General features: G+C 67.4%; 18 protein-coding genes and 1 tRNA gene. 10 read left to right on the top strand and 9 right to left on the bottom strand.

Annotated features, from left to right (window positions below; translation table 11 throughout):
- Positions 1 to 80: 80 nt before the first annotated feature.
- Together JDY09_RS08925 and JDY09_RS08920 are read left to right on the top strand one after the other, a co-directional pair.
- Positions 81 to 1,319: a glycosyltransferase family 2 protein gene (locus JDY09_RS08925; RefSeq protein ID WP_274716580.1), complete on the top strand. Its 1,239-nt coding sequence runs from the start codon at positions 81 to 83 to the stop codon at positions 1,317 to 1,319.
- Positions 1,316 to 3,445: a DUF2142 domain-containing protein gene (locus JDY09_RS08920; RefSeq protein ID WP_274716579.1), complete on the top strand. Its 2,130-nt coding sequence runs from the start codon at positions 1,316 to 1,318 to the stop codon at positions 3,443 to 3,445. The genes JDY09_RS08925 and JDY09_RS08920 overlap by 4 nt, the downstream gene beginning before the upstream one ends.
- Here JDY09_RS08920 and JDY09_RS08915 read toward each other — a convergent pair.
- Genes JDY09_RS08915 through JDY09_RS08900 form a run of 4 tightly spaced genes read right to left on the bottom strand, consistent with a single transcriptional unit; the run spans position 3,436 to position 8,205 of the window.
- Complete coding sequence (locus JDY09_RS08915) at positions 3,436 to 5,652, bottom strand: glycosyltransferase (protein WP_274716578.1); 2,217 nt, start codon at positions 5,650 to 5,652, stop codon at positions 3,436 to 3,438. The two genes, JDY09_RS08920 and JDY09_RS08915, sit on opposite strands and share 10 nt — an antisense overlap.
- 25 nt (positions 5,653 to 5,677) lie before the next feature.
- On the bottom strand, positions 5,678 to 6,040 hold the full coding sequence (locus tag JDY09_RS08910; protein WP_274716577.1) for a hypothetical protein: 363 nt from the start codon (positions 6,038 to 6,040) through the stop codon (positions 5,678 to 5,680).
- Between the two features lie 22 nt (positions 6,041 to 6,062).
- On the bottom strand, positions 6,063 to 6,956 hold the full coding sequence (locus JDY09_RS08905) for an ABC transporter permease (RefSeq protein ID WP_274716576.1): 894 nt from the start codon (positions 6,954 to 6,956) through the stop codon (positions 6,063 to 6,065).
- Between the two features lie 22 nt (positions 6,957 to 6,978).
- Positions 6,979 to 8,205: a polysaccharide ABC transporter ATP-binding protein gene (locus tag JDY09_RS08900; protein WP_274716575.1), complete on the bottom strand. Its 1,227-nt coding sequence runs from the start codon at positions 8,203 to 8,205 to the stop codon at positions 6,979 to 6,981.
- 78 nt (positions 8,206 to 8,283) lie between these two features.
- Here JDY09_RS08900 and JDY09_RS08895 point away from each other — a divergent pair, with 78 nt between their 5' ends.
- From JDY09_RS08895 to JDY09_RS08885, 3 genes are all read left to right on the top strand, one after another.
- Positions 8,284 to 9,003: an MgtC/SapB family protein gene (locus JDY09_RS08895; RefSeq protein WP_274716574.1), complete on the top strand. Its 720-nt coding sequence runs from the start codon at positions 8,284 to 8,286 to the stop codon at positions 9,001 to 9,003.
- Between the two features lie 493 nt (positions 9,004 to 9,496).
- The gene (locus tag JDY09_RS08890) at positions 9,497 to 12,643 is read left to right on the top strand and encodes a glycosyltransferase (protein ID WP_274716573.1); all 3,147 of its coding nucleotides are present in this window, start codon (positions 9,497 to 9,499) and stop codon (positions 12,641 to 12,643) included.
- A 2,049-nt stretch (positions 12,644 to 14,692) separates the two neighbouring features.
- Positions 14,693 to 15,772, top strand: a complete 1,080-nt coding sequence (locus JDY09_RS08885; RefSeq protein ID WP_274716572.1) for an LLM class flavin-dependent oxidoreductase — start codon at positions 14,693 to 14,695, stop codon at positions 15,770 to 15,772.
- 87 nt (positions 15,773 to 15,859) lie between these two features.
- On the opposite strand, the gene JDY09_RS08880 is transcribed toward JDY09_RS08885, so the two are convergent.
- Together JDY09_RS08880 and JDY09_RS08875 are read right to left on the bottom strand one after the other, a co-directional pair.
- Positions 15,860 to 18,742, bottom strand: coding sequence for a vitamin B12-dependent ribonucleotide reductase (locus tag JDY09_RS08880; protein ID WP_274716571.1), 2,883 nt, complete (start codon positions 18,740 to 18,742; stop codon positions 15,860 to 15,862).
- A gap of 93 nt (positions 18,743 to 18,835) precedes the next feature.
- Positions 18,836 to 19,771 (bottom strand): NAD-dependent epimerase/dehydratase family protein, encoded by a 936-nt coding sequence (locus tag JDY09_RS08875; RefSeq protein WP_274716570.1) that lies wholly within the window; start codon positions 19,769 to 19,771, stop codon positions 18,836 to 18,838.
- A 55-nt stretch (positions 19,772 to 19,826) separates the two neighbouring features.
- On the opposite strand from JDY09_RS08875, the gene tmk reads away from it, so the two are divergent.
- Both tmk and JDY09_RS08865 read left to right on the top strand, forming a co-directional pair.
- Positions 19,827 to 20,534, top strand: coding sequence for a dTMP kinase (tmk, locus tag JDY09_RS08870; protein WP_274716569.1), 708 nt, complete (start codon positions 19,827 to 19,829; stop codon positions 20,532 to 20,534).
- Positions 20,535 to 20,536: 2 nt separating this feature from the next.
- Complete coding sequence (locus JDY09_RS08865; protein WP_274716568.1) at positions 20,537 to 21,658, top strand: hypothetical protein; 1,122 nt, start codon at positions 20,537 to 20,539, stop codon at positions 21,656 to 21,658.
- Here JDY09_RS08865 and JDY09_RS08860 read toward each other — a convergent pair.
- Positions 21,569 to 22,078, bottom strand: a complete 510-nt coding sequence (locus tag JDY09_RS08860; protein WP_274716567.1) for a DUF192 domain-containing protein — start codon at positions 22,076 to 22,078, stop codon at positions 21,569 to 21,571. The two genes, JDY09_RS08865 and JDY09_RS08860, sit on opposite strands and share 90 nt — an antisense overlap.
- A gap of 77 nt (positions 22,079 to 22,155) precedes the next feature.
- Between JDY09_RS08860 and JDY09_RS08855 the strand changes: the two genes are divergently transcribed.
- From JDY09_RS08855 to pgsA, 3 genes are all read left to right on the top strand, one after another.
- Positions 22,156 to 22,228, top strand: a tRNA-Thr gene (locus tag JDY09_RS08855).
- Between the two features lie 34 nt (positions 22,229 to 22,262).
- Positions 22,263 to 22,568, top strand: a complete 306-nt coding sequence (locus tag JDY09_RS08850) for a hypothetical protein (protein ID WP_274716566.1) — start codon at positions 22,263 to 22,265, stop codon at positions 22,566 to 22,568.
- Between the two features lie 12 nt (positions 22,569 to 22,580).
- Entirely contained in the window at positions 22,581 to 23,138 is a 558-nt protein-coding gene (gene pgsA / locus JDY09_RS08845; protein ID WP_274716565.1) for a CDP-diacylglycerol--glycerol-3-phosphate 3-phosphatidyltransferase, read from the top strand.
- 31 nt (positions 23,139 to 23,169) lie between these two features.
- Here pgsA and JDY09_RS08840 read toward each other — a convergent pair whose 3' ends face one another.
- The gene (locus tag JDY09_RS08840; RefSeq protein ID WP_274716564.1) at positions 23,170 to 23,631 is read right to left on the bottom strand and encodes a hypothetical protein; all 462 of its coding nucleotides are present in this window, start codon (positions 23,629 to 23,631) and stop codon (positions 23,170 to 23,172) included.
- Positions 23,632 to 23,709: 78 nt separating this feature from the next.
- Positions 23,710 to 24,714, bottom strand: coding sequence for a GTP cyclohydrolase MptA (mptA, locus tag JDY09_RS08835; protein WP_274716563.1), 1,005 nt, complete (start codon positions 24,712 to 24,714; stop codon positions 23,710 to 23,712).
- Positions 24,715 to 24,897: the final 183 nt, after the last annotated feature.

The following is a 24,897-nucleotide window of genomic DNA, read 5'->3' as shown; positions in this document are numbered from 1 at the left end:
TGGGCGCTGCGATTGTTCGGGTACTGCGAGGGGGCGCGACCCGCGCGGTTGTACGCCTCCTCGTGGTCGGCATGCTTTCAATGAACGACGCGACGTTCGCAGAAGAGAACGCGCCGAGCGGTCTCGCCACGGCGCGGGAAGCAGACGGCGGCGAGGTCGACGCGCACGCTGCGCGTGCGGCGGCACCGGCAGGGACGGGGGTCGCTGTTTCGGTCGTCATCCCCTGCTTGAACGAGTCCGAGACGATCGCCGAGTGCGTGCGTAGAGCGCACGAGGTGTTGCGTGCAGCCGGCCTCGACGGCGAGGTGGTCGTTGCCGACAACGGTTCCGAGGACGGCAGCGCCGAGCTCGCGCGCCGCGCCGGGGCGCGCGTCGTGCACGAACCGCGCCGCGGCTACGGCAGCGCCTACCACGCCGGCCTTGCGGCCGCGCGCGGTCGCTACGTGGTGATGCTCGATGCCGACCTCACCTACCCGCTCGAGGACATTCCCCGCTTCGTGGCGGCGCTCGAGGAGGGCGCCGACGTCGTGATCGGCAACCGCATGGGCAACATCCAGCCCGGCGCGATGCCGTGGCTCCACCGCTACATCGGCAACCCGCTGCTCACCGGCGTCTTGAACGTCTTTTTCCGCACCGGGGTCCGTGACGCGCACTGCGGCATGCGCGCCCTCCGTCGCGAGGCTCTGCCGCGCCTCGAGTTGCGAACGACAGGGATGGAGTTCGCGTCCGAGATGGTGATCCGTGCCGCCAAGGCCGGCTTGCGCATCGAGCAGCTCGACATCGAGTACCGGCCGCGGCGCGGCGAGTCGAAGCTGAGCACCTTCCGCGACGGCTGGCGCCATCTGCGCTTTCTGCTCGTCCACAGCCCGACCTATCTGTTCATCGTGCCGGGGGCGGCGATGGTTCTGGCGGGGGCGCTGGCGATGGCGACCGTGCTGGCCGGTCTCGAGCTCTTCGGGCGCCAGTGGCAGCTTCACGCCCTGATCGCCGGGTCGCTCGCTGCCGTCGTGGGAACGCAGGTGCTGGCGCTCGGGCTGTGCGCCCACGCCTACGGCACCTACTTCATGGGCGAGAAAGACCGCTGGTTCGACTGGGCGCGAGCCCGCTTCCGCCTCGAGCACGGCCTCCTGCTGGGCGCGGTGCTGACCCTCGCCGGCCTCGCGATCGCCGCGGCGATCGTCGTCACTTGGGCCGAGCGCGGCTTCGGTCGCTTGGGCGAGGAGCGGCTCGCGGTGCTTGCCGCCACCCTCGTCACGATCGGCTTGCAAGTGGTCTTTTCGTCGTTTTTGTTGAGCATCTTGGGTTTGCGCCGACAATGAGCGCGCGGCTCTCGGGCGAGCGTCGACGCCGGTGGCTGGCGTCGATCGATCGCCTGCTGCTCGCCGTCGGGGTTCTGGTCGCGTTCGCGGTGCCGTTGTTGCGCCCCACGCAGTTGCCTCTGTTCGTGACGCCGGCGCAGCCGGTCGAGCAGGTCGCGGTCGTCGGCAAGGGGAGCGCGCCGGTGTGCTTCGCGACAACGCCCTTCGCTGGCGAAGTGCGGCTTCGCCTCTGGCTGCGCCGCGAGGGTGTCGGATCCCCGCGGACAGAGGTAGGCCGAGGAGTACGGATCGCAATTTCCGCGCGCGCACGCGACGGAGCTCTCGTCGGCACGCGATTGGCGCGCATCGAGCTGACATCTGTAGCCCGCCGGGTCGATCTCCCGTTGACAGCTCCCCCGGGTACGACTGCTGTTTGCATCGCTGGGGGCGGGAGAGCGCGCGCAGCACTGCTCGGGCAGGGCGGTACACCCACGAGCGAAGTTCGCCGGGCCAGTGCTCGGCCGCTTCTCGCCGACCTCGGCGCACTGGTCGACAGGATCGCGAACGGCTCTCTCCATCCCGTCGCGGAGGTGCTCGGCAGCTGGGTGGTCGTCTTGCCGTTCGCTGCCTTCGCGCTCGCGATCGCCTGGGTCGTTCGTCTCCTCGGCCGCGGCCGGCAGCTCGCGTTGCGAACTGTTGCTGGTAGCTGCGCGGCACTCGGTTTTGCGCACGCGCTGGTCTGGGCGGCGCTGGTGCCGCCCTTCCAGGTGCCCGACGAGCAGGTCCACTACCACTACGCCGCCTATCTCGCCCAGCACGGCCTCGGGCCACCGCCTACGGGTCGCTTCGCCGACCGCGGCTCGCCACAACAGAGCGCAACGATGGAAGTGCTCGGCACCGGATCGGTTGCGTTCAACCCGCGCGGGAAACCCCCGTGGCAGAGCATCGACGACGCACTCGAGCGTGCCGAGCGCTTGCCGAACCGCATGGCGGCGGTGCGGACGAACGCCTCTTCGCAACCGCCCCTTTTCTACGCCACGTTGGCGCCAGCGGCGCTGCTGTTCGACGACGTCTTGCCCCAGCTGCTCGCGATGCGACTCGTCGGCGCTGCCTGGATGGGTGCGCTAGCGGCGCTCGCAGCGCTGTTTTTCGCGGCGCTGGCACCTCGGGCGTTGCGTGCGGCGTTGATCGTCGGGACGGCCACGGCGCTTTTTCCGCTCGCGGCCTTCATCGGCGGTGGCGTCAATCCGGACGTCGCGCTGGCGGCGACGACGATGTTGGCGCTACTCGCGGGATTGCGCTTTCTCGAGTGTCCGACTGTCGGCCGCGGGGTCACCTTCGCCGCTGCTGCTGCCGCTCCACCGCTCGTGAAACTCACCGGGCTCGCGCTCGTTCCCGGCTTCGTGGCGATCGTCGCGGTCTTTGCGGCGCAGCGTGGGCGCAGTCTGTCTGGGCGACAACGGTCGGCTGTTGCCGCCTCCCTCGCCATCACGGCGCTGTTGGCGTTCTGCGCTTACGCGGCGTGGGCGGATGCCAGCGGGCGGCCGCTGCTTCCGGCCGCCGTTTCGAGCTCGGTGGGCGCAGCGGGCGGTACCGCCACGACACCGCCGGTCAAGCTCCGCGAGTTCGCGAGTTACGCCTGGCAGTTCTACCTACCGCGGCTTCCCTTCCAGCAAGATCTGATTCCGGGTCAGCCGTGGCGCTCGGTATGGCTCGACGGCCTCGCCGGCCGGTTCGGATACCTCGATTACTCGCTTCCGGGTGGTGTAGCCGTCGTGCTCGCGGTTTTCTTGCTCGGTCTTGTGATCGCCGCGTTGCGTGGTGCGACGGCGGTCGTGCGCAGCCGCGGGTGGGCGCTGTTGCGCGACCCGGTCGCGGGTGTCGTAGTCGCGGCGGCGCTTTGCGCGCTCGGCGTGTTGTTCACCGTCGCTTGGTCCGACTACAACTCGCTGCGCACGGGAGGCGTGCCGTTCCGACAGGCGCGCTATCTGCTGCCGCTGTTGCCGCTCGTGGTGCTGGCGGCGGTCGCCGCTCGGCGAGGTCTCGCGGCCCGCTACAGGGGAATCGCGGCGACCGTGGTGCTGTTCGCGTGTGGACTGTGGAGCGGTGTCGCGATCGTCACGACGGTCGGTCGTTACTACCTTTGACGGTCGCTCACCGCTACCTGGCGGGCCGCGCCGTCGGCGCTTTCGGCTGCACGTGCCGCTGCCTGCAGAGCGCTTTCGACCGACGCGTAGAAGCGTTCGGCTGCGCGCCCCCACAGCGCAGCCGCGGTAGCGGCCGAAGCGGCCGACGAGGCATCCCGCCACTTGTCGCGATCGCCGAGCAGCTCTTCGAGAGCCGCGGCCAGGGCGGCCGGGGTCGCTTCGGTGTAGAGGACGCCGCTGCCGTGCCCGAGCTCCCTTTCGAGGCTCCCTCCCGCCACGTCCACCACCGGCAGGCCGCAGGCGAGCATTTCGAGCGGTACGAGCGAGTAGTTGGTAAGCGAGAGCGCGACCCCGACGGTGACCTGGTTGTAGAGGCGCGCCAGCTGGCGCGCCGACACCACGCCCACGAACTCGTACGGGAACGGCATCTCGGGCGGCTCCTCGGTCCCGAAGACGAACACGCGCGGTCGGATGCCACGCTGCCAGAGGAGACCGAGCGCGTCGCGTACCAGCGGCACGCCGCGGCGACCGGTGACGAAGCGCCCGTACATCGCGACGCTCATCGGGATGCGCTGCGCGCGGGGGTCGGGCTTGTAGATCTCGTGGTCGACCCCGAGCTCGAAGTGGTCGCTCGCGACGCCGTAGCGGTCGCGCAGCAGCTCAGACAGCCAGCGTCCGGCGGTGATGATGCGCAGGCCGGGCAGTGTGTAGGTGCGCTCCGCGAGCACGCGCTCGGCCGAAGCCGGAAAGAAATCCGGCTCGTGGTCCTGAACGAGGTAGACGCGGGCGCCTGTGTCAGGCAGCGAGAGCACGCGGTAGACGGTCTCCCAGCCGGTGGCGACGGCGACGTCCGCTCCGTGCCAGTGCTCGAAACCGTTGAACACAGGCGCACGGACGCGCATGAAGTCGTGCACGATCGAGTGCCGCAGCACACCGTTCCACGCCCAGGTGCGGTACTGCGCGGGATCGTGTAGCCACAGGGTGCAGGTGTGCCCGCGCTCCTCGAGGTAGCGAACGAAACGCAGGATCGTGGTGTGGCCGCCGCTGCCTTTGTCCCACGGCGGGACGACGAAAGCCACGTGGAGCGGCCGCTCGCGCACGGCGAGGAGTCGGTCGCGGTTGAGTGGCCTGGCTCCCTGTACGTCCAATGCTCCGGCGAGGTACGGATCGGTCTGGCTGCGGCGAGCCGTCCGCACTGCCGCCGTGCCTTCGCGTCCGCTGTCGCCGCTCGCTGCACCAGCGTGGCGCTTCGCGTCTCCCTGGCCCGGCGCGCGCACCGCCCGACCCTCGAGCGACAGCAGCCGCTGCAGCGCCCCGGGGAGCCGCACACCGCGCGACCCGAGCGGTGCGAACAGCGCGCGCGTTGTGTGGTGCAGGGCGCAGCGCGGCGCCTGGCGGACGGCCGCCCCCGTGCTCAGTTTGCGACGCCTGCGCAACCAGCGCACATCGGCGAGTGTGTTGCGCGCCACGTAGCGGGCTAGCGACAGCGGTCCCAGCCAGGGTTCGCGATGGCCGAAGACGAGGGCGAGCGCGCGGAACTCGTCGAAGTAGCGGCGCGCGAAGTCGAGCGGCGGATAGGAGTGCGCGTGGCGCACCCGCGCACGCGGCACGTAGGCGAGCGCCCAGCCGCTTTCGCGCATCGCCAGAGCGAAGGCGCGGTCCTCGCCGTAGGGAACGTCGGGAAAGCGCAGCTCTTGCCAGCACGCTCGCCGGTAGCAGGCGTTGACGTTGGAGAGGAAGGGGTCGTCAAGCGTGGTAAGCGGCACAGGGTCGCGAGGCGCTGCGGGGTGCTCGAAACGGGGGAAGAACTCTTCGAGCTCGCGCGCTATCGGGGCCGGGGTGTCGGGCCAGGGTAGGTGCGGGCCGAAGGCCGCCCCGACGCGCTCGAAGCGGGCGAACGCTTCCGGCCAGGCGGCGAGCCAGCCCGGCTCGGGGACGGCGTCCTGGGTGAGGAACGCGACAAGCGGGGCGCTCGTGAGCTCCATCGCCAGGTTGCGGGTGCGACCGTGCCCGAAGTCGCGCGGGTCGATCCGCTCCACCCGCACCCCTGCGCGTTCGGCGATCGCCACTGTTTCGTCGGTCGAGCCGGAGTCGATCACGAGTATCTCGACGTCGGGTGCTTCGCCGCGCAGGAGCGCCAGCGTGTCAGCCAGCCAGCGCGCCCCGTTCCGGGTCGGGATGACGACGGCGATCTCGTGCGTGGCCACCGCTCTACTCCGCTCTTCGCCGCGCTCAGGCGCGCAGCCGCCGCGCGAGCGCCCGCAGCGGTCGCGTCACGTCGCGCGCGGCACGGGCGACCGCGCGCGCCCGCTCGGCGGCGGGGCGCTCCATGATCGCGTTCAGGTCGACGTGCCAGCGGTCGAGCCAGTAGACGCGCTCCTGCAGCTCGCCGAGAGCGGTGTGCAGCTTGCGCAGCTCCTCGCTGTGCTGACGCTCGCGACGCTCGAGCAGGGCGCGCAGCCGGCGGTTCTCGGCCTCGAGGTCGGCGACCCGGGCGCGCAGTTCGCTCTCCGCGAGCCGCGCCTCGGTTTCTTGCGGGAGGGCCGGTGCGTCTACCGCTCCCGGGCCCGGCTCGTTCGGTGTCGCTCGGTTCATCCCCTGCTCGTCCTCTTCTCGCTCACAACCGTTCCGCAGCCGTGCGCGCTTCGCGGGCGAAGAGATAGGTGCCGAGCGCCAGCGTGCCGACGAGGATCGCGGCGGGAACGACGAGGTGCCAATTCGGTCCGATCGCCGCGAAGAGATCGGGTGCTGTCGGGTCGATCATCGCGTGACGCATCTCGGTCAAGACGCACGCTATGGGATTGGCGAGCAGTTTGCGCTGGATCGCCTCGGGAGCGACGGTCAACACGTAGAGCACGGGCGAGCCGTAGAAGAGCACCTGCAGCGCTACTTCCCAGATCGGCTGCACGTCACGGAAGCGCACGTACAGCACCGACAGCAACATCCCGCAACCGAGGGCGAACAGCGCGAGCACGAGCACGAACAGCGGCAGCTCGAGCCACCGCCAGGTGGGCTCGACCCCCTGGGCTGCGTAGAAGACCATCACCGCCGCGAGGGCCAGCACCAGGTTGAGCAGGCTGCTCGTGACGACGCTCACGGGGATCGCGAGGCGCGGGAAGCGCACCTTGCGGATCAGGCTTTCGCTCTCGAGCAGACAGGTGACGCAGCGGTTGGTCGCCTCGGCGAAGAAGTTGAACATCACGAGCGCTGTCAGCAGGTAGACGGGGTAGAACTTGATGTCGCCGCCGAAACGGATGACGTGCGTGAAGATCGCGTAGAGGACGCCGAACAGAAGCAGCGGGCGCACCAGCGACCAGACGTAGCCGAGCACCGAGCCGAAGAAGCGCAGCTTGAAGTCGTTGATGGCGAGCGTCAGCACCAGCCCCACGAAGCGGCGCGGGTCGCTGCCGACGATCTCGGGGCGCGGGTCGTAGGGAGGGCCGTACGTGGCGACGCTTGCCGTCAGTGGCTCGTCGAGCACCGCTGTGCCATCGCCTGCTGTCAGTTTCATCGCCACCTTCCCTTAGGAACAGCTAGGCGGGCACGCGAGTTCCGCTCACCGCCACTTCGAACGGCGCGTCCCACACGCCGCCCGAGAAAAAGCGTGCGTGCACGGTGACAGCGGCGGCGTCTTCGAGACGGTCGACCGGGCGGTCGCCTTGCAGCAGGTCGACGGTGGCCGAGTAGGCGCTGGGCGCGAGCTGACAGGGGAAGAGGAGTCGCGCCACGAACGGCTCGCCACCCGCCACGAGCCGCTCGAGGCTCTCGCCCCCCTTGCAGTTGGGGGCGCGTGTGTCGAGCACCACGATGGTGTGGCGCACGTCGTTGCGGAGCGTGACCTTGAGGGCCAGGGGGCCGGCGCTCTCGTCGTGCGGTGGCGGAGATATCTCGCAGCACACCGCTATCTGCCCGCCCTGCTCGCTGTGGGTGGTGCGTCGTCCCTCCTCGTCCTCGAACCAGACCGCTTTGAGGTGGCGGCCGGGTGTCGCAAGCTGGGAGTCGTCGAGACGGCCGAAGTTGACCTCGTTGTAGCGCCGGGCGACGACCTCGGCGGGTCCGAGCTCGATGCAGCGGCCACCCTCAATCAGCATCGCCCGCTCGCAGAACCGTGTGAGGCTCGCCATGTCGTGCGTCACGAACAGCACGGTGCGCCCTTCGCGGCGCATCCGCAGGAACTCGGCGAAACACTTCTGCTGGAACGCGGCGTCGCCGACGGCCAGTACCTCGTCGACCAAGAGGATGTCGGCATCAACCTGGATGGCCACCGAGAAGGCGAGCCGAACGGCCATCCCCGAGCTGTAGTTCTTGAGCTTGAGGTCGACGAAGTCGCGCAGCTCGGCGAAGTCGATGATCGCGTCGAAGCGACGCCGCGCCTCGCGTCGCGAGAGCCCGAGCATGACAGCGTTGGTGAGGATGTTGTCGCGGGCGGTGAGCTCGTAGTTGAAGCCGACACCGAGCTCGATGAAGGGGGCGAGCCGCCCGTACACTCGGATGCGCCCGCGGTCGAGCTGGTAGATGCCAGCGATGCACTTGAGCAGCGTGCTTTTGCCGCTGCCGTTGCGACCGACGATCCCGAAAAACTCGCCGCGCGCGACCGACAACGAGATGTCTTCGAGGACGGTGCGGCGCTGTACTTCGCGCGCCTTGCGTGGATGAAGCACGCGCTCTTTGAGGGTCGAGAAGTGGTGGCGCGAGACCACAAAACTCTTCGTGGCGCGCTCGATTTCGAGGGCCGGTGCGGACGTCGGGTGGTCGTTCATGTTTCTGCTGCGGCGTCACCGCGGGCTGCAAGCCGCGGCCGGACGCGGACGCGGTGAGAGGATAAGGAGCGCGGCGTTGTGAGGGGCATCGGTATCGACAACTGGGAACTCGTGGCGCGCCTCGCGCTGGCGGTCGTGCTGTGCGGGCTGGTGGGTCTGGAGCGCGAGGCGCGCGACCAGCCGGCAGGTCTGCGCACGCACATTTTGGTGGGCTTGGGGTCGGCGCTGTTCACGCTCGTCTCGGCCTACGCGTTCGGCGAGTTTCGCCGTGCCCAGCCGGGCCCGGGAGGCACGGTCGTGTCGTACTACGACCCGACCCGCATCGCCGCCCAGATCGTCGCTGGCATCGGTTTCCTTGGTGCTGGCGCGATCATCCGCCAGGGCATCAATGTCCGCGGCTTGACCACTGCCGCGGCACTGTGGATTTCAGCGGCGGTGGGAATGGCGGCCGGCGCGGGTTTCTACCTCGGCGCGGTCGCGACGACGGTGTTCGCGCTGGTAGCGCTGGTCGGTTTGCGCAGCTTGCGCGAGCGTCTCGCCGCCACCGTGCGCCGCGATTTCGTGCTGCTCGAGGTTGCGCTGGCTAGCGCGGCGTCGCTCCACCTCGTGCTCTCGTTTCTCGCCGAGGAGGGCATCGACGTCGAGGGTTTGCGCAGCGCGCGGGGCGACGACCGAACCGCGTACGTCCTCGAGTTGCGGGTGCCGCCCGGGTGCCAGTTCCCAACGGTGCTCGATGCGTTGCGGGCCCTTGACGGCGTCCTGCAAGCCGACGCGACCGGCGTTCGCGCTCGCCACTAGAGGCGCGAACGAGGAGCGATTCGTAACAATCCCGCACCATGGGCAGAGGCGACAGACGCGTCGTGCGCTGGCGCAACGAGCGCCGACGGAAGAAGAAAGAGAGGGAAAAACGCAAGCGTGCCTCACACCTATCGGGTGCGGCACGTCGGGGAGCGCACCCTCGGCGAACCAGCGGGTAAGGGCCAACTCGGACGCGCCGACACCATGCTCCGGAGCCCCCCGTCGCGTGCACGTCCCATCTCCGGGCGCCTGCCATGTGTCCGACGGGCCGTTCCCTGCCTACACGGGATGATTACCTGTCGGGCACGCACCGCGTCCGCGTACCCTCCTAGCTGGACGAACCTCCGCTCTGCTACTCCCCGAAGTCCCCGTGAAACTCTCGTAGTGTTCCCTTGCCCTCGCACAATGCAGCGGCGGGCGACCGCAGTATTCTGCTGTCATGTTTAGAAGGCCAGGTGCACCTCGTCTCATTGAGTGGACCGGCGAGCGTTGCGTGCCCTGGGCTGAAGACGCTCAGCTCGTCTACGAGCACTACCACCGCTATCTCTGGGCGCGCCAGTTAGTCGACGCAAAGACAGTCATCGATCTCGGTTCTGGCGAAGGCTTTGGATCTGCGCTGCTCGCTACGCGGGCATCACAAGTCATCGGCATCGATATTGACCGAACGGCGGTTGAGCACGCAACTCTCAACTATCCCTCGCCAAACCTAAGCTTCCGTGTTGGTTCAGCGTTGGATTTAAGGTTTCTTCGACCTGCATCGTACGATGTCGTCGTTGCGTTCGAGCTCATCGAGCACTTAGACGAGCAAGAACGCGCGCTGGCTGAGATCAAACGCGTTCTCAAAGAATCCGGCTTCCTGATACTGTCGACTCCTGAGCGTAACACTTACAACGTTCCGGGCCGTCCCGCGAACCCGTTCCATGCGCGCGAACTCAGCTTCGACGAGTTCACGGAGTTGCTTGGCGAGTATTTTTCAGACCTGGCCTTTTTCGGGCAGCGGCCGCAAGCAGGCTCGCTCATCGAACCGCTATCGGCCAAACCAGGCACACGAGCGCATTATGAGCGCATCACGAAACACGGCGATGAATGGGCTCTGACTCCATCACCGGCGCCGGTCTACTTACTAGCAATCGCTAGCGACCAGCCGTTAGACCAATTCCGCGACCTCGCACAGCGTGCATCGCTGCTCGCGGACCCGATGCTGGAGCTCCGCCGTGAGCTGGAGCACAAGCACTCTGCAGCGCTCCAGCAACTCGAGCTGAAACAACAGGAAGTGGCGGCGTTGTCGGCCGAGTTGGAGCGCCTCCAACAGTCCGCCGCTTCGGCTTGGGAGGTCGAGAAGATCGAGCTGAAGCGTGAGCTGGACGAACGGGTGAGACAAGTCAGAGACCTGGTGTCCAGCCTGAGCGCCGCTGAAAAAGAAGCTGCTGCGAACGAAGCTGCGTGCGCAGCTGCTCAGGCAGAGCTCGCACGCGTCCGCGAGTCTGTGACCTGGCGTCTCCTCCAAGGCGCTCGCACCGCCCTGTACAGAAGGATCGGATACACCTCTACGCCTGCGCGCGTCCTGCAGTTCACGCTGCGCACCATCGGCAGGCTCGCCTTCGCACGCAGCAGAACGACCGAGAGAGCTGACACGCCCCTGGAGCATGCAGGCACCCCATCTCGTGTTCCACCTCTCACACCAAGCAGTCGGCCGGTCGCCTCACTGATCGTTCCTGTACACAATCAGCAAGAGCTCACCGCTCGTTGCCTAGAGGCCATTGCTGTCAACAGTGCGAGTATCGCCTACGAGATCATCGTGGTCGACGACGGCTCGGGTCCTCAGACGCGCCGATGGCTGGAACGGATCCCCAACATACGGCTGCTCAGGAATGAAAGCCCCGCAGGGTTCCTGAAGAGCGTCAATTGGGCCGCAGAGGTCGCAGCAGGCAAATATCTAGTGATACTGAACAACGATACCGAGCCCCGGGAGGGTTGGTTGGAGGCCCTGGTTGAACGCGCCGAAAGCGATCCCACGATAGGTGCAGTGGGTTCGCGCTTGGTGTATCCCGACGGACGCCTCCAGGAGGCTGGCGGCATAGTGTGGTCTGACGGGACCGCGTGGAATTTTGGTCACGGTGATGACCCAAACAACTGGCGATATCTGCACATGCGAGAAGTTGACTATGCAAGCGCGGCCGCTCTTTTGGTCAGAGCAGATGCGTGGCGCAAAGTCGGAGGTTTCGATGAGCGCTACGCCCCATGTTATTATGAGGATACTGATCTGTGCTTCGCCCTGCGCGACGCAGGCTATCGAGTTGTGTATGAGCCGCGCTCGGTGGTGGTGCACGTTGGCGGCGCAACCCACGGTGTCAACCCGGAGAGCGGGCTCAAACGCTATCAAACAATCAACCGGCATAAATTTTCTGAGAAGTGGGCCCACGCATTACGTGATCAGCCCAGCTTCGCGTCGGCCGCTCGCGCTCGCTATGCGTCGGATCGCAGGCAGGATGTTCACGTACTCTACGTTGATCATCGGCTTCCTACTTGGGACCGCGATGCCGGGTCCCTTCGCGCCAAGCACATCATCGACAACCTTACACAGCTTGGTGCACGGGTGACGGTCGCTGCTCCGTGGCCGGCATCCGGTGAGCGCTATGCCGCGGTCCTACGAGCGCAGGGAGTGGAAGTGCTGGGATGCGATCGCGACGTCGTCACCGAGCTGCGCGAGTCGGGTCACATGTATACGCACCTGTGGCTAAGCAGACCCCAGGTTGCCGCGGGCATTCTGCATGAAGCGCGCCGTTGGGCCCAACAAGCGCGTATCATCTACGACACAGTCGATCTTCACGTTGTAAGAGAGCGTCGGCGGATAGAAGCGGCAAATGCTACACCCGATGGCGTGGCGGAATGGTTTCTCGAGCTTGAGTGTGCGCTTGCGAAGGTGGCGGATGTCGTCGTGACAGTAACACAGGAGGAGCGCGATGCGGTCATCCAAGTGCATCGTGACGCAACGGTAGTCGTCGTACCGAACGCGCATGAGGTCGTGGGGGTGCCTCCACCATATGAACAGCGCGATTCCGTGCTGTTTATTGGCAGTTTCGAACACGAGCCGAACGTTGGAGCCGCGTTGCGGCTCGTGCGGAACGTGATGCCGCGTGTGTGGAAACAGTGTCCCAACATCAACGTTGAGATCGTTGGCGCCGATCCACCGCGAGAGGTGGCGGAACTTGCGGGTCCGCGAGTCACAGTGTGCGGCTGGGTTCCGGACGTCACGCCGCTCCTGAATAGGGCTCTGTGTCTTGCTGCGCCATTGAGGTTCGGCGCAGGGTTGAAAGGGAAGGTGACGCAAGCGCTCGCGCACGGGGTGCCCGTTGTTACGACGCCGATCGGCGCAGAGGGCATCGCCGGGGACGCGGTAACGGGGGTTCTAGTAGCTGAGACAGACAGTGAACTTGCTGCCCACTTAGTGACTGTGAGCAAAAATAGAAAAGCTTGGTTGGAGCTCTCAGGGGCAGCGGTGCGATACGGTCGAGAGCATTACTCGCTCGACGCACAGAGGTTAAAGGTTGAGCAGGTACTCACATCAGGCCAGCCAGCATCGTTCCAGGAGCGTTCTCGAGCCTCCTCCGCCGCTAATACAGAGCCACGTAGGGGCTGAGGACGGCGAGCGCGGGGGCTGATACGCAGACGTGCCCGCGATTCGGATGTCCTCCCTCGAACACCGCGCAGTCTTACGATCGCTGTGGGCCGTGGCCTGGGCGGGCGCTGCCGTGCTGGTGTGGGCGTACCACGGACTTCTACCGGGATTACTTGGAGACTCGGCGGCTAGCTTCCTCCAGGCTGGAATCGTGGACTGCTTGCGTGACGACGATCGGATACTTCCCGACCTCAGCTGCGAAAGCCTCGCTTATCCGGCGGGATATCGGTTACTCACGGGCGGGCCCCTTCTGCTTGCGGCCAGTGCAGTCGGCGATCTAGCCGGCACTACTGGAGAGGCTGGTCTCCGTGCAGCGAGCGCGGTTGCCTCCTTAGTTGGACTAATTGGTGGATACAAGTGTTTGCGGATGGTCGGCGTCGCGCGTCCTCTTGCCCTCGCTGGTGGCGCGGCGTACCAGCTGTCCCTGAGCGTCGTCGGACTCGTTTCTTTCCCGGGGACCTTCACCGGCTTTGTACTTCTTCCCGCTTATTGCGCTAGTGATTTGTGGCTCGTGAGAAGCGGTGACGATCGGCGCAGGCTGTACGTGGCGCTGCCCGGTTATACCATGGTACGATTGGTAGCAGTATTTCTTGATGGGTACTCCTTCGTAGTGTCACTCGTGGCGACGGGCGCGATTTGGCTGTGCGCCCCCGTGCGCCAGAGAAGCGGTCGTCTGACGGTTATCGTTGCCGGGGTACTCATCAACCTGTTCGCAGTGGCCTTATACAGCACGTACAGCGGGGGAGGCTTTACCAAGAGCCCACTTGACCTCCCGCGAGCCATGGGAGTGGATATCACAACGGCGCTCGTACCGAGCAAGCTGGCATTTTGGTCGCTGTTTGGTGCTGGCGCTGATTTCAGCGACTATTGGGGCGATGGAACTAATTCTCTTTATAATTACCTTGGCCTCTCCGTCATAGTTGCAGTCGGCTTGTATCTGTTTGGCCGACGGCTTAGATCGCGCGTGGTGAATGGCTTTCTCATCGCGGGGGCTGTTGCGGGAGTGTTGGCGCTAGGGCCGTCGCTGAAATTCGCGTCGACGCGGCCGTCACCAACGCCAGCGTCGGGTTTACGCTACGAGGACTACCTTATGCCGCGAAGCGCCGCTGTGTTCGAGTTCCCGTGGTCCTCTCTCTTTCGCGAGATGCCCGGTATCGCCGACATGCGCGCGACGTATCGCTGGTGGCTTCTCGCCCGGTGGAGCACATTGCTAACGGCATTTGTCGTGTTAACTCAAGTGAGCGCGAGAGGGTCTGCTCTGCGTCGCTTTGCTGTCGGCGGGGTGGCGCTGCTGATCGTGCTAGACACAGGGCCGAATCCCGAACGTTGGATTCGGGAGCGAGCGGCACAAGAGACCACGTTGGAGAGCGTTCGAGCGCAAGTGAAGCGGGACATTGACCGTGCCTTGCGTCCGGGAGAGCGGATTGTGTTCGCGTCGGTGGATGGGGCCGATAACGCCTATCTTGCGAACTATTTAGTTGGGGGAAGTAGCGCAGTGACTTACAATGCAGGAGGTGATAAAAACGTAGCAATTGGGAGGCGAAGCTGGCCACCAGACATCGCGCAGTTAATTGAAGGGATACCGACCTACAGCGAGGTAGCGCGGGTATTGGGAGGTACCGCAGAGGTGGTCATCGTACCTTTTTTTAGTGTGAGATGGTCGGCATATACGTGGCCGCCGGCTGAGGAGCTAAAGGCGGAGGGTGAGCGATTCTGGGCGCAGGCGGCGAAATTGGTTCGGAAAGAGGTGGGGTGCGTGGAGGTGCGACGCTTTAGTTACTTCGGTGTGCTCAGGGCCGTTCGCGTAGACCGAGGGGCACGAGGTTGTAGGGAGCCGCGAACTGGCAAGAAGGGGGAAACGGAGCTAGGACGAGCGCGCCGGAGACGCGGGTAAGGTGGCTAGCACGGGCAGTCGGGAGTAAGGCGGACTTGAGGGAAGAGGCGAGAGGGCACGCGGGTAGAGAGCCACAGGCGATGTCAACTCGAGGGTGCTTCTCGTAGGTGCGTGATATGAGTGAGGGCGAGCCGCGGGAAGAGCGGGGGCGACGTGTGCGACTGGGAGTCCTCGACCAAGCCCCGATCTCCGAGGGGATCGAGCCAGCGCAGGCGCTTCGCAACTCGCTTGATCTCGCCCGCCGCTGCGACGAGCTCGGCTACCACCGCTACTGGGTCGCCGAGCACCACGCCACCCCGTCGCTAGCGTGCGCGAGCCCCGAAGCGCTGATCGGACCGATCGCCCAATCCACGCACCGGATCCGCGTTGGAAGTGGCGGCGTGATGCTGCCCCACTACAGCCCCCTCAAAGTCGCAGAAACGTTCAGTACGTTCGCTGGCCTGTTTCCGGGGCGGATCGACCTCGGCATCGGCCGTGCCCCGGGGACCGACCCGATCACCGCCTACGCCCTCCAGCGCGACCGCCGCCAACCAGCGCCAGACGACTTTCCCGAACAGCTCACCGAGCTCCTCGGCTATCTGCGCGACGGTTTGCCCAGCGACCACCCCTTTGCCCGCTACGCACGCTTGCTACCTGGGCTTCCCGAGCGCCCTGAGATCTGGCTGCTCGGCTCCTCACCCCAAAGCGCCGTCTGGGCCGCCGAGCTCGGGTTGCCATACGCCTTCGCTGACTTCATCAACCCGCACGGGAGCGCGATCGTTGCCGACTACCGGCTGCGCTGCGTCCAGCGTGGCATCGAACCGCGCGTGGCGGTCGGCGTCCTGGCGCTCTGTGCCGAGACCGACGACCAGGCTGAGCGTCTCGCCGCGCCCGCCCGCATGCTCGGCTCGCTCTTGCGCCGCGGGCAGCTGATCCCCGTGCCGACCGTCGAACGCGCCCTCGCCTACCTGGCTGGCCGTCCCCGCCGCCCCGGAGCGAGCGGTCGGCGCGCGATCATCGGCTCACCCGCCACGGTCAAACGCGGGCTAGAAGACGTAGCGCGGGAGTACCACGCTGACGAGCTGATCCTGCTCACGATCTGTCACGACCACGCCGACCGTGTGCGCTCGTACGAGCTGATAAGCGAAGCGTTCGGTCTCGACAGCGCGCCGCAGCACCCTCCGCGGGCAGCGAATGTGACCGGGGCTGCGCAGTAGCGACCCGCGTCCCGCCGCGAGAGACACAAGAGCTCCGCGAGCGCCGGTCAGCGACCACTGGCCGCCGATCGACGTAGTTTCCGCCGCCTAGCCGCAACCGGTGTTATTACCGCAGCTCGAGCAGGTGTAGCAGGAGCCGGTGCGCTGCATGATTCCGCCACACTCTCGGCATGCCGGGCCGAGATCGAGGCCGCTCAGCTTCGCTGGAACCGTCGGCGGCTCATCGGTAAGGGCTGCAGCAGCTGGCAGTGCCCCACCGCCGGTACGGCCTTCGGCAGCGGTCGGGGCAGGGCTCCCGAGCTTGGCCGCGCCGTTCACCCCGTTGGCACCGTTCGCACCGCTGCCAGAGCCGTCGCCCTCCGAGCCCATTACCGGGCCCGCGGTGTCGCCGCGCAACAGCGCCTCCTGCCGCGCCTTGCGCTCGCGCACCGCTGGCGTGAGGATGCCGAGCTCCTCCTGGATGTCGACATCGAGGAAGCGCGACGCCAGCCAGCGCATGATGTAGTCGGGCAGCGACTTTGCGAACGGGATCTCGGGGTTCGTCGTGATCCCTTCGGGATCGAAGCGCATGTAGCTGAACTTGCGCACCAGCGTCTCGAGCGGCACGCCGTACTGGAGCGCGATCGAGATCGCCGTCGCAAAGGCGTTCATCATGCCGCGCAGCGTCGAGCCTTCCTTGCCGATGTCGGTGAGGAAGATCTCGCCGACCGTGCCGTCCTCGTACATGCCGGCGGTGATGTACCCCTCGTGGCCGGCGATCGAGAACTTGTGCGTGATCGACTGCCGTTCGCGCGGCATCCGCCGCCGCACCGGGCGCCACTCTTCCCCTGCCGACCCCGAACCGGTCGCGGCCGAGCGCTTCGCATCCTTGCTCGTGCGCAGCGCCTGCGCCGTCTTCGAACCGTCGCGGTAAATAGCGAGCGCCTTAAGGCCGAGCTTCCAACCCTCGATGTAAAGGCGCTCGATCTCCTCGGCGGTGGTGTCCTCGGGCAGGTTCACCGTCTTCGAGATGGCGCCCGAGAGGAAAGGCTGGGCCGCTGCCATCATCTTCAAGTGGCCCTCCGGCGAGATCGCACGCTCACCGACCGCCACGTCGAACACCGGCAGGTGCTCTTCACGCAAGCCGGGAGCACCGACGATCGTTCCGTGCTCGCGCAGGTACGACTCGATCGCCTCGATCTCGTGGTCGGCGTAGCCGAGCGTCCGTAGCGCCAGCGGCACCGTGCGGTTGACGATCGTCATCCGCCCGCCGCCGACGAGTTCCTTCACCTTCACGAGCGAGAAGTCCGGCTCGATGCCGGTGGTGTCGCAGTCCATCAGGAACGAGATCGTTCCCGTCGGGGCGAGCACGGTCGCCTGCGCGTTGCGATAGCCGTGGCGCTCGCCGGCATCGACCGCGTCCTCCCACGCATCGCGCGCAGCTGTCAACAGATCGTGATCGGGGCAGTGACGATCGGGGATCGCGTAAGCCGCGGCCATGTGCTTGCGCATCACGCGCAGATGCGGCTCGCGGTTTTCCGCGAAGCGCTCGTAAGGCCCGATCGCCGCCGCGATCTCGGCCGACGTACGGTACGCGCGCGCTGTCATCAGCGCGGTGATCGCCGCGCACAACGCCCGACCCTCGTCGGAGTCGTAGGGGAGGGCGTTGGCCATCAGCAGCGCACCAAGGTTGGCGTAGCCAAGACCGAGCTGGCGGAACGCGCGTGCGTTGCGCGCGATCTCGTCGGTCGGGTAGCTCGAAGGCGTGACGATGATCTCCTGCGCGAGGATCATCACCTCGACGACGTGGGCGAACGCATCGACGTCGAAAGAGCCGTCGGCGCGCCGGAACTTCAGCAAGTTGATCGAGGCGAGGTTGCACGCCGAGTCGTCGACGTGCATGTACTCGGAGCAGGGGTTGGAGGCGTTGATCCGACCTGAGTTAGGGCAGGTGTGCCAGTCGTTGATCGTGGTGTCGTACTGGATGCCCGGGTCGGCGCAGCGCCACGCCGCCTCCGCCATCTCGCGCAACAGCTCGCGAGCGTTGACGCGCTCGATCACCTCGCCGGTGGTGCGCGCCGTCAGCTCCCACTCTTCGCCCCGCTCGGCGCGGCGCATGAATTCGTCGCTTACGCGCACCGAGTTGTTCGCGTTCTGATACTGGATCGAGGCGAAGTCCTCGCCGTCGATCGACATGTCGAAGCCGGCGTCGCGCAAAACGCGCGCCTTCTCTTCCTCGCGCGCCTTGCACCAGATGAACTCGCGGATGTCGGGGTGGTCGACGTCGAGCACCACCATCTTGGCGGCGCGCCGCGTCTTGCCACCCGACTTGATCGTGCCCGCCCAGGCGTCGGCGCCGCGCATGAACGACACGGGACCACTGGCGTAGCCGCCCTTGGAGAGCTGCTCCTTGGAGCTGCGGATACGCGACAGGTTGATCCCCGAGCCGGAACCGCCGCGGAAGATCAAACCTTCCTTGGTGTTCCACTCGAGGATCGACTCCATCGTGTCCTCGACCGAGAGGATGAAGCAGGCCGAGCACTGCGGGTTCTCCTCGAAACCGACGTTGAACCACACCGGCGAGTTGAACGCCGCCATCTGGTGGAGGAGGATGTACGTCAGCTCGGCCTCGAAGGCGTCCGCATCCTCGTCGCTGGCGAAGTAGCCGAGCTCACGGCCCCAGCGTGTGATCGTCCCTGCGACCCGGCCGATCATCTGCTTTACCGAGTGCTCGCGCTCGGGCGAGTCGAGACGCCCGCGGAAGTACTTCTGAGCGACGATGTTCGTGGCGTTCTGCGACCAGAACTTCGGGAACTCGACACCTTCCTGACGGAACGCCGGGTTCTGCGGGTCGCCGATCACTGCATCGCGCAGCTCCCACTCGACCTCGTCGAACGGGTGAACGCCCGGCCGCGTGAAGCGCCGCTCGATCGCGAGGCCCTTGTCGGCGCAGCGGATCGACAGTTGGATGGCGCTCTTTGTGCGGGACATCTCGTTCACCCCTCCTGCCTGAAGCTAGCGTACGTTCCCATCGACCGTCCGGGGGCGTCGATCATGGCTCCCCCTCCGGACGGATTCGCAGTCTCAGTGGGCGACCCGCACAGCAGCGAGCGTTCGCGCCAGACCGTCGGCGAGCGTGGTCCTCGCTCGCCAGCCCAGTTCGCGCTCGGCGCGCGTCGAATCGAGCGCGATATGGCGCACTTCGCCGAGACGCTCGGGCTTGTGGTCGGGATCGAAGGGCGCGGTCGCGTGCGGGCGGAGCGCCTCGACGAGCTCGAGCACCGTCGTCTGCTTGCCAGTGCCGATGTTGAAGGCGCCGACGCACTCAGCGTCAGCGGCGCGCAGGTTGGCTTCGACGACGTCGGCGACATAGACGTAGTCGCGCGTCTGCAACCCGTCGCCGTAAACGGTCGGTCGTTCGCCGGCGACGAGGCGGCCGCAGAAGATCGCGATCACCCCGGCCTCTCCGAGCGGATCCTGGCGCGGGCCGTACACGTTGCCGTAGCGCAGCGAAACGGTCGAGATGCCGTAGAGGCGGCGAAAGAGCTCGCAATACCCCTCGGCTGCGAACTTCGACTGGCCGTAAGGCGCTTCGGGTGCGACCGGATGGTCCTCGGGCGCCGGCAGGATCTTTCCCTCGCCGTAGATGGCACCCCCCGTCGAGCTGTTGACGACGCGCCGCGCCCCTACCGCCCGTGCCGCTTCGAGCACGTTGATCGTGCCTTCGACGTTGACACGGGCGTCGAACGCGGGATCGGCGGTCGACTTGCGGACATCGATCTGCGCGGCCAGATGGAAGACCACTTCGGGGCGCGCTTCGGCGAAAGTCCGCGCGAGCGCCTGGCGGTCGCAAATGTCGACCTCGTAGAGGCGGGCGCCGGCCGCCAACGCCTGGTCCAGATTCGAGCGGCGACCGGTCGACAAGTTGTCGACCACCGCTACCTCGTCGCCGCGCGCAAGGAGCGCATCGACGAGGTTAGAGCCGATGAAGCCGGCGCCACCGGTAACGAGCACACGCATCGCGGGCGCCCATGCTATCCGCGTGCCATTTACCGCGCTGGTACGGTCAGCCGCGGTGGGCGGTCTCTTCGTCAGTTTCGAGGGCGTCGATCGCTCGGGCAAGACGACGCAGGCGCGTCTGCTCGCCCAGGCGCTCGGCGACCGCGCCGTACTCGTGCGCGAGCCCGGCGGTACCGCCCTTGGCGAACGGCTGCGGGCACTGCTCAAGGACGCGGCGGTGGCGCTCGACGCCCATGCCGAAGCGCTGCTCTTCGCAGCTGCGCGCGCCCAGCTCGCTGTCGAAGTGGTGCGTCCCGCGCTCGCTGCCGGCCGCGTGGTGGTGTGCGACCGCTTTATCGACTCCTCGCTCGCATACCAGGGTGCCGCACGCGGCCTCGGCATCGACCGCGTGCTCGCGATCAACGACTTCGCGCTCGAGGGTCTGCGACCCGACGTGACGTTCTTGCTTGCTGTCGATCCGAGCGCCGCGGCGGCACGCGCCGGCGAGAGCGATCGTTTCGAGAGCGAGGGGATGCGCTTGCAGCGCGCTGTGGCCGACGGCTACGAGGAGCTCGCCCGCCGCTTCCCCGAGCGGTTCGTGCGGGTAGCGGCCGACCGGCCGGTCACTGCCGTGCACGAGTTCGTGCTGCGAAAGGTGCAGGAGCTCCTCGCCGTGCGCGCGAGGGGATCGGCAGCGCGCGGTGCCACTCCTGCCGCCGGGGAGCGCGCAGCCGCTGCACCCGGCGACCACGCGCCGGCGCCACAGCGGGGGAGGGAGAGCTAGCGGTGGCGGCGCTCGCGTCGGCGCTCGCCCACCAGCCGCACGCCCGTGCAGTGCTGCTCCACGACCTCGCCCACGGACCGGTGCATGCCTACGTCTTCTACGGGCCGGGCGGCACGGGCAAGCGCGAGTGCGCGCGCCTTTTCGCCGCCGAGCTACTCGCGAGCGGGGCGAGAGATCCCGATGCGGCGCGGCGCCACGCGCTCGTCGGCTCTCACCCCGACCTCACCTGGGTCGTACCGACCGGCGCTCACGCGATGCGCGTCGAGGATGTCGCCGAGCCCGTCGTCGCCCAAGCTGGACAGACACCGCTACTCGGTGCCCACCGCGTCTTCGTGATCGAGCGCGCCGAGACGATGAGCGCCGACGTCGCCAATCGCCTGCTCAAGACGCTCGAGGAGCCGCCGCCCTACGCCTACTTCGTGCTAGTCACCGATTTCCTCGGTCGGCTGTTGCCGACGGTGGTGTCGCGCTGCCGCCAGGTGCGCTTCGAGCCTCTGCCCCGCCCTGTGATCGAGGAACGCCTGCGCGCCGACGGCGTCGCTGCGGAGAAGGCGCGCGAGTGCGCCCACCTCGCCTTCGGCAATCTCGAGCGGGCGCGCAGGCTGGCCAGCGGGGAGGGCGAGCAGGCGCTGCGTTTGGCGCAAGGGCTAGTGGCGGCGTGGCTGCGCGGCGACGTCGAGGACGCGCCGCTCCTCGATGTTCAGGAGCACGCCACACAGCGCGCCGAGCAGGCACGCTCCGAGGTGCTCGCCCGCTTCGAGGAGATCGCGGAGGGAAGCGGGCGAGCCAAGCGCGCGCTCGAACGTCAAGCAGCGGAGGTGGCGAGGCGCGAAGAGCGGCGCGCGCGCAGCGAAGCCCTTGGCTTTGTGCTGTTTCTGGCCGCCGCGTTGCTGCGCGACTTGGCGCTCGCGGCGGCCGGGTGCGGCGACGAGCTGCCGCTCTCGCAAGTGGCGCGCGAGGTCGCACAGCATACGGCGAGCGGCCCGCTCGCTTTCGCTCGGGCTGCCGAGCGCGTCGAGCGGACGCGCCTCGCCCTAGCGCTGAACCCGGCTGAGGACGTCGCGCTCGAAGCGCTCTCGCTTGAGTGCGCGCGCGATCTCGCGGCAGCCACCGCTCGCAACTAGGCGTCGCGCCTCGCCGGCGCGGCACTCGACGCAGAACGCCGCTCCCCGTGCGGCGCGCAGCCTTCGCGGCGGAACGTCCGCGTATATCTGCAGCACGGCTCCCGCTTGGTCTGCGAAGACGACATCGATCGCGCAGCGCAACGTCAACGTGTGGACGCTCGCGCACGGTGCGAGCACGAGCCCCCAACCGTCGGGCAGCAGCGCCACTCCCGTCAGTCCGAGAGCGCGCCGCAGTGGCGTCAGCGCGAGCGCCAGGGTGAAGCCCTCGACCTTCACCGTCGGTGCACCGCGCAGCCAGCAGGGCAGCTCGCTGGCGCCGCTCGGTCGCGCACTCGGGGGGCGCCCTTGCGCCGTGGGGAAGGCACGATCGCGCTCTGCCCCCGGTCGCTTTCGCTGGCTCTTGCTCGGTGTCTCCGCCATCGCACCCTCGAAAAGCCCGGCCGCCGCGCTCTTCGCCCCGGGGATCGGCGCGCAGGCGGGCTACACTCCGGCGCGGCGCCGCCGTAGCTCAGTGGCCAGAGCACGCGCCTCGTAAGCGCGGGGTCGTGGGTTCGAATCCCACCGGCGGCTTCGACGCGCACCGCTTTCGCACGGAGGCGCCCCTTTGTCCTACTTCCAGCGCGTTCGCATCTACTCGCTCGCCGAACTAGCGGTGTTCGCCGCCCTGCTCGTCGTCTGGCTCGGCTCGCTGTCGGAGCGTTGGGAGGCGATCCTCGGCTGGACGCACGGTCTCGGCTGGATCGGGCTCTGTATCGCGGTGGCCCGCGGCTGTGCACGCGGGCTTTTTCCCTGGTGGTTGCTCGGTGCCACCGTCTCGCCACTCGGTCCGATCGGAAGCACACTCGGTTTCGAGCTGATCGCTTGGCGCAACCGACGGACAGCGAGCCGCAGCGCCGCCGTCGACCTCTAGCGGACGCGGGCGGTGCCGCTCAACATCCCCAACGTCCTCACGCTGATCCGCATCTTGCTCGTGCCGGTGCTCGTCGTGGTGCTGGCGCTCGAGGCGCAAGGCGGATCGCTGATCGCAGCCGCCGTCTTCGCGCTCGCCGCGCTCACCGACGGGCTCGACGGGTGGATCGCGCGTTCCCGCCACGCGGTCACGACCTTCGGCAAGGTGATGGACCCGATCGCCGACAAGTTGCTGGTGGTAGCGGCGCTGCTCGCGCTCGTCGGTCGCGACCGGCTGGAGGCGTGGGTCGCGATGGTGGTGATCGCGCGCGAGTTCGCCGTCTCCGCGCTGCGCGTCGCAGCCGGCCAGCAGGGTGTCGTCATCCCCGCGAGCGTGCTCGGCAAGGCGAAAACGATCGTGCAGGTAGCCGCCGTCACCGCGCTGATCGCCGTGCACGACCCGCACGTTCTGCCTGTCCAAGTTCTGGTGTGGGCGATGGTCGCGACCACGGTCGTGTCGGGAGTCGACTACTTCGTCAACTTCCGTCGCCGTCTCGAGCTGCGCGCCGCCGACGATGCGCGGCGCCACTAGCGGCGCTGCGGTCAGGGTCGACAGCCTGCGCTCAGCCTCGGGCGACGAGCGGCCGCGCGAGGCGTCGCTCTACCTCCGCGACGGTCGCTCCGTGCGCGGCGAGCGCCTTCTCCATCTCTTCGCCGTAGGTCGAGAGCAGTGCGGCGAGCACGTCGCCGGTGTCGGCGCACGACGAACCGCGTGCGGCGGCGTGGGCGAGCGAGCGTTCGACGACGAGGTCGACGGCACGGGTGCCGAGGCCGGGGAGCGCCGTTACCGCTGCGTCCGCGCTCGCGCGCAGCCGCAGCTCGCCGACGCCGAGCCCCTGCAGCGCTCGGCCGGCGTGCCCGTTCAGCCGCAGCACGCGCAGCCAGCGATCGACCTCCTCGCGAGCGTTACGGGCGAACGGCAGCGCGGTAGCGACGAGCGCGATGCAAAGGGCAGCGTCGCGCGTCAGCGATCCCTTGCCGAGGTCGCGGGGAACGTGATCCCCCCTGGCACCGTCGAGTTGCACAGGGAATGGATCGACCGCCGGAGTGGCGATCTTGAGCGTGAGCGGCAGCTCGCCGTGGCCGCGGAAAGGGACGTGCAGTTAGGTCGTCGATGCCTCGCGACCCTCGAGCCACTCGCGCATCGTCACATGGTGTAGCACGTGCTGCTCGCCGGCGAGTTCGCTCGCAAGCTCGCCGAGCAGTCCCGAACGTTCGGCGACCACGTTGTGGCGGTGGATGGTCTCGAGGTTCTCTTGGCGCGCGTATACGAATGCCTCCGGACCGAGCGGCTCGTAGCGGGCGACCGCCTGGCGCACCATCTCGCGCACGCAATCTTCGACGAAGCGTGGGGTGCGATGGGCGCGCTCGACGACGAGCGCCTCGTCGCTGCGCTTCATGAGCTCGTAAATCTCGGCGCTCATCGAGCTTTCCACGATTTCGAGCAGGTCGGTCGCCTCGATTCCTTCGCGGCACGCCTCGACCGCTCCGATGTAGAGCGTGCCGATGCCACGCTGGTTGTGGGTCGCGACCGGTACCTCGCGCAACACCTCGTCTACGACCGCGGCGTCGACACCCGCTTCCCGCAGCCTTCTTTCCGCGCGATCGCGAACCAGCTCCTGAGCGCACGGACAGGCCGTCATCCCCTGTGCCTGGACGCCGACTAGGCGTCGCGTACCGCGCTCCGATGCGATCGCGACACCGAACATCGTGTAGATCTCTTGCGTCGGCACACCCGAAGCCGGCGCCGGTCGCGAGATCGGGTAGCGCGCGGCGATCCGAGCTTCGGCGCGCAAACCGCCCTGCCGTTCGCGCACGCGCTCGGCGATGTGCGCCGCGAGTGTCTCGGCGCGGAACGCTTCGCCCAGCACGACGGTGTCGATCGCTTCATTGACGACCTCCTCGAAGCGCGACATGTGCGCGCCCTTTTGGTCGGGCGGCAGATCGACGAAGCACTCGAGTTGCGCGTAGAAGAGCTGCTCGTCGCCGTTGCTGCGGATGCGCAGGACTTTCTCTACCCCGGTGACGCCGACGCGCGTCAGGCTCACCGTCGCCTGCGGGCGTCGCGCCTGGACGTCGGGCGCGTCGGTGGTCGGCAGCTGGGACATCTGTCCGCACGATACCGACAGCGTGCAGCCGCCAGTGCGGTTATATTCCCGGCCGGCCCGACGCCCGCCCCCGGTCGGGCGCGGCTCCTCGCGACTCGTGTCGCGGTGGCCTCGCCGTGCGGGGCCAGCACAGAGAGGGAGTACGTCGTAGAGAGTGAAGCGGTGACCCTCCGTGGAGGGAAA

The sequence above is a fragment of the Thermoleophilum album genome, from assembly GCF_028867705.1.
Classification (GTDB): Bacteria; Actinomycetota; Thermoleophilia; order Solirubrobacterales; family Thermoleophilaceae; genus Thermoleophilum.
Note: the sequence above shows the minus strand (reverse complement) of the source record. Positions and strands in the feature narration are given on the sequence as shown.

Coding starts and splice junctions, on each gene's coding strand:
- JDY09_RS08910 (WP_274716577.1), bottom strand. CDS start 6,040: ATGAACCGAGCGACACCGAACGAGCCGGGCCCGGGAGCGGTAGACGCA.
- mptA (WP_274716563.1), bottom strand. CDS start 24,714: ATGTCCCAGCTGCCGACCACCGACGCGCCCGACGTCCAGGCGCGACGC.
- JDY09_RS08905 (WP_274716576.1), bottom strand. CDS start 6,956: ATGAAACTGACAGCAGGCGATGGCACAGCGGTGCTCGACGAGCCACTG.
- JDY09_RS08920 (WP_274716579.1), top strand. CDS start 1,316: ATGAGCGCGCGGCTCTCGGGCGAGCGTCGACGCCGGTGGCTGGCGTCG.
- JDY09_RS08880 (WP_274716571.1), bottom strand. CDS start 18,742: ATGTCCCGCACAAAGAGCGCCATCCAACTGTCGATCCGCTGCGCCGAC.
- JDY09_RS08875 (WP_274716570.1), bottom strand. CDS start 19,771: ATGCGTGTGCTCGTTACCGGTGGCGCCGGCTTCATCGGCTCTAACCTC.
- JDY09_RS08900 (WP_274716575.1), bottom strand. CDS start 8,205: ATGAACGACCACCCGACGTCCGCACCGGCCCTCGAAATCGAGCGCGCC.
- JDY09_RS08885 (WP_274716572.1), top strand. CDS start 14,693: ATGAGTGAGGGCGAGCCGCGGGAAGAGCGGGGGCGACGTGTGCGACTG.
- JDY09_RS08860 (WP_274716567.1), bottom strand. CDS start 22,078: ATGGCGGAGACACCGAGCAAGAGCCAGCGAAAGCGACCGGGGGCAGAG.
- JDY09_RS08925 (WP_274716580.1), top strand. CDS start 81: ATGAACGACGCGACGTTCGCAGAAGAGAACGCGCCGAGCGGTCTCGCC.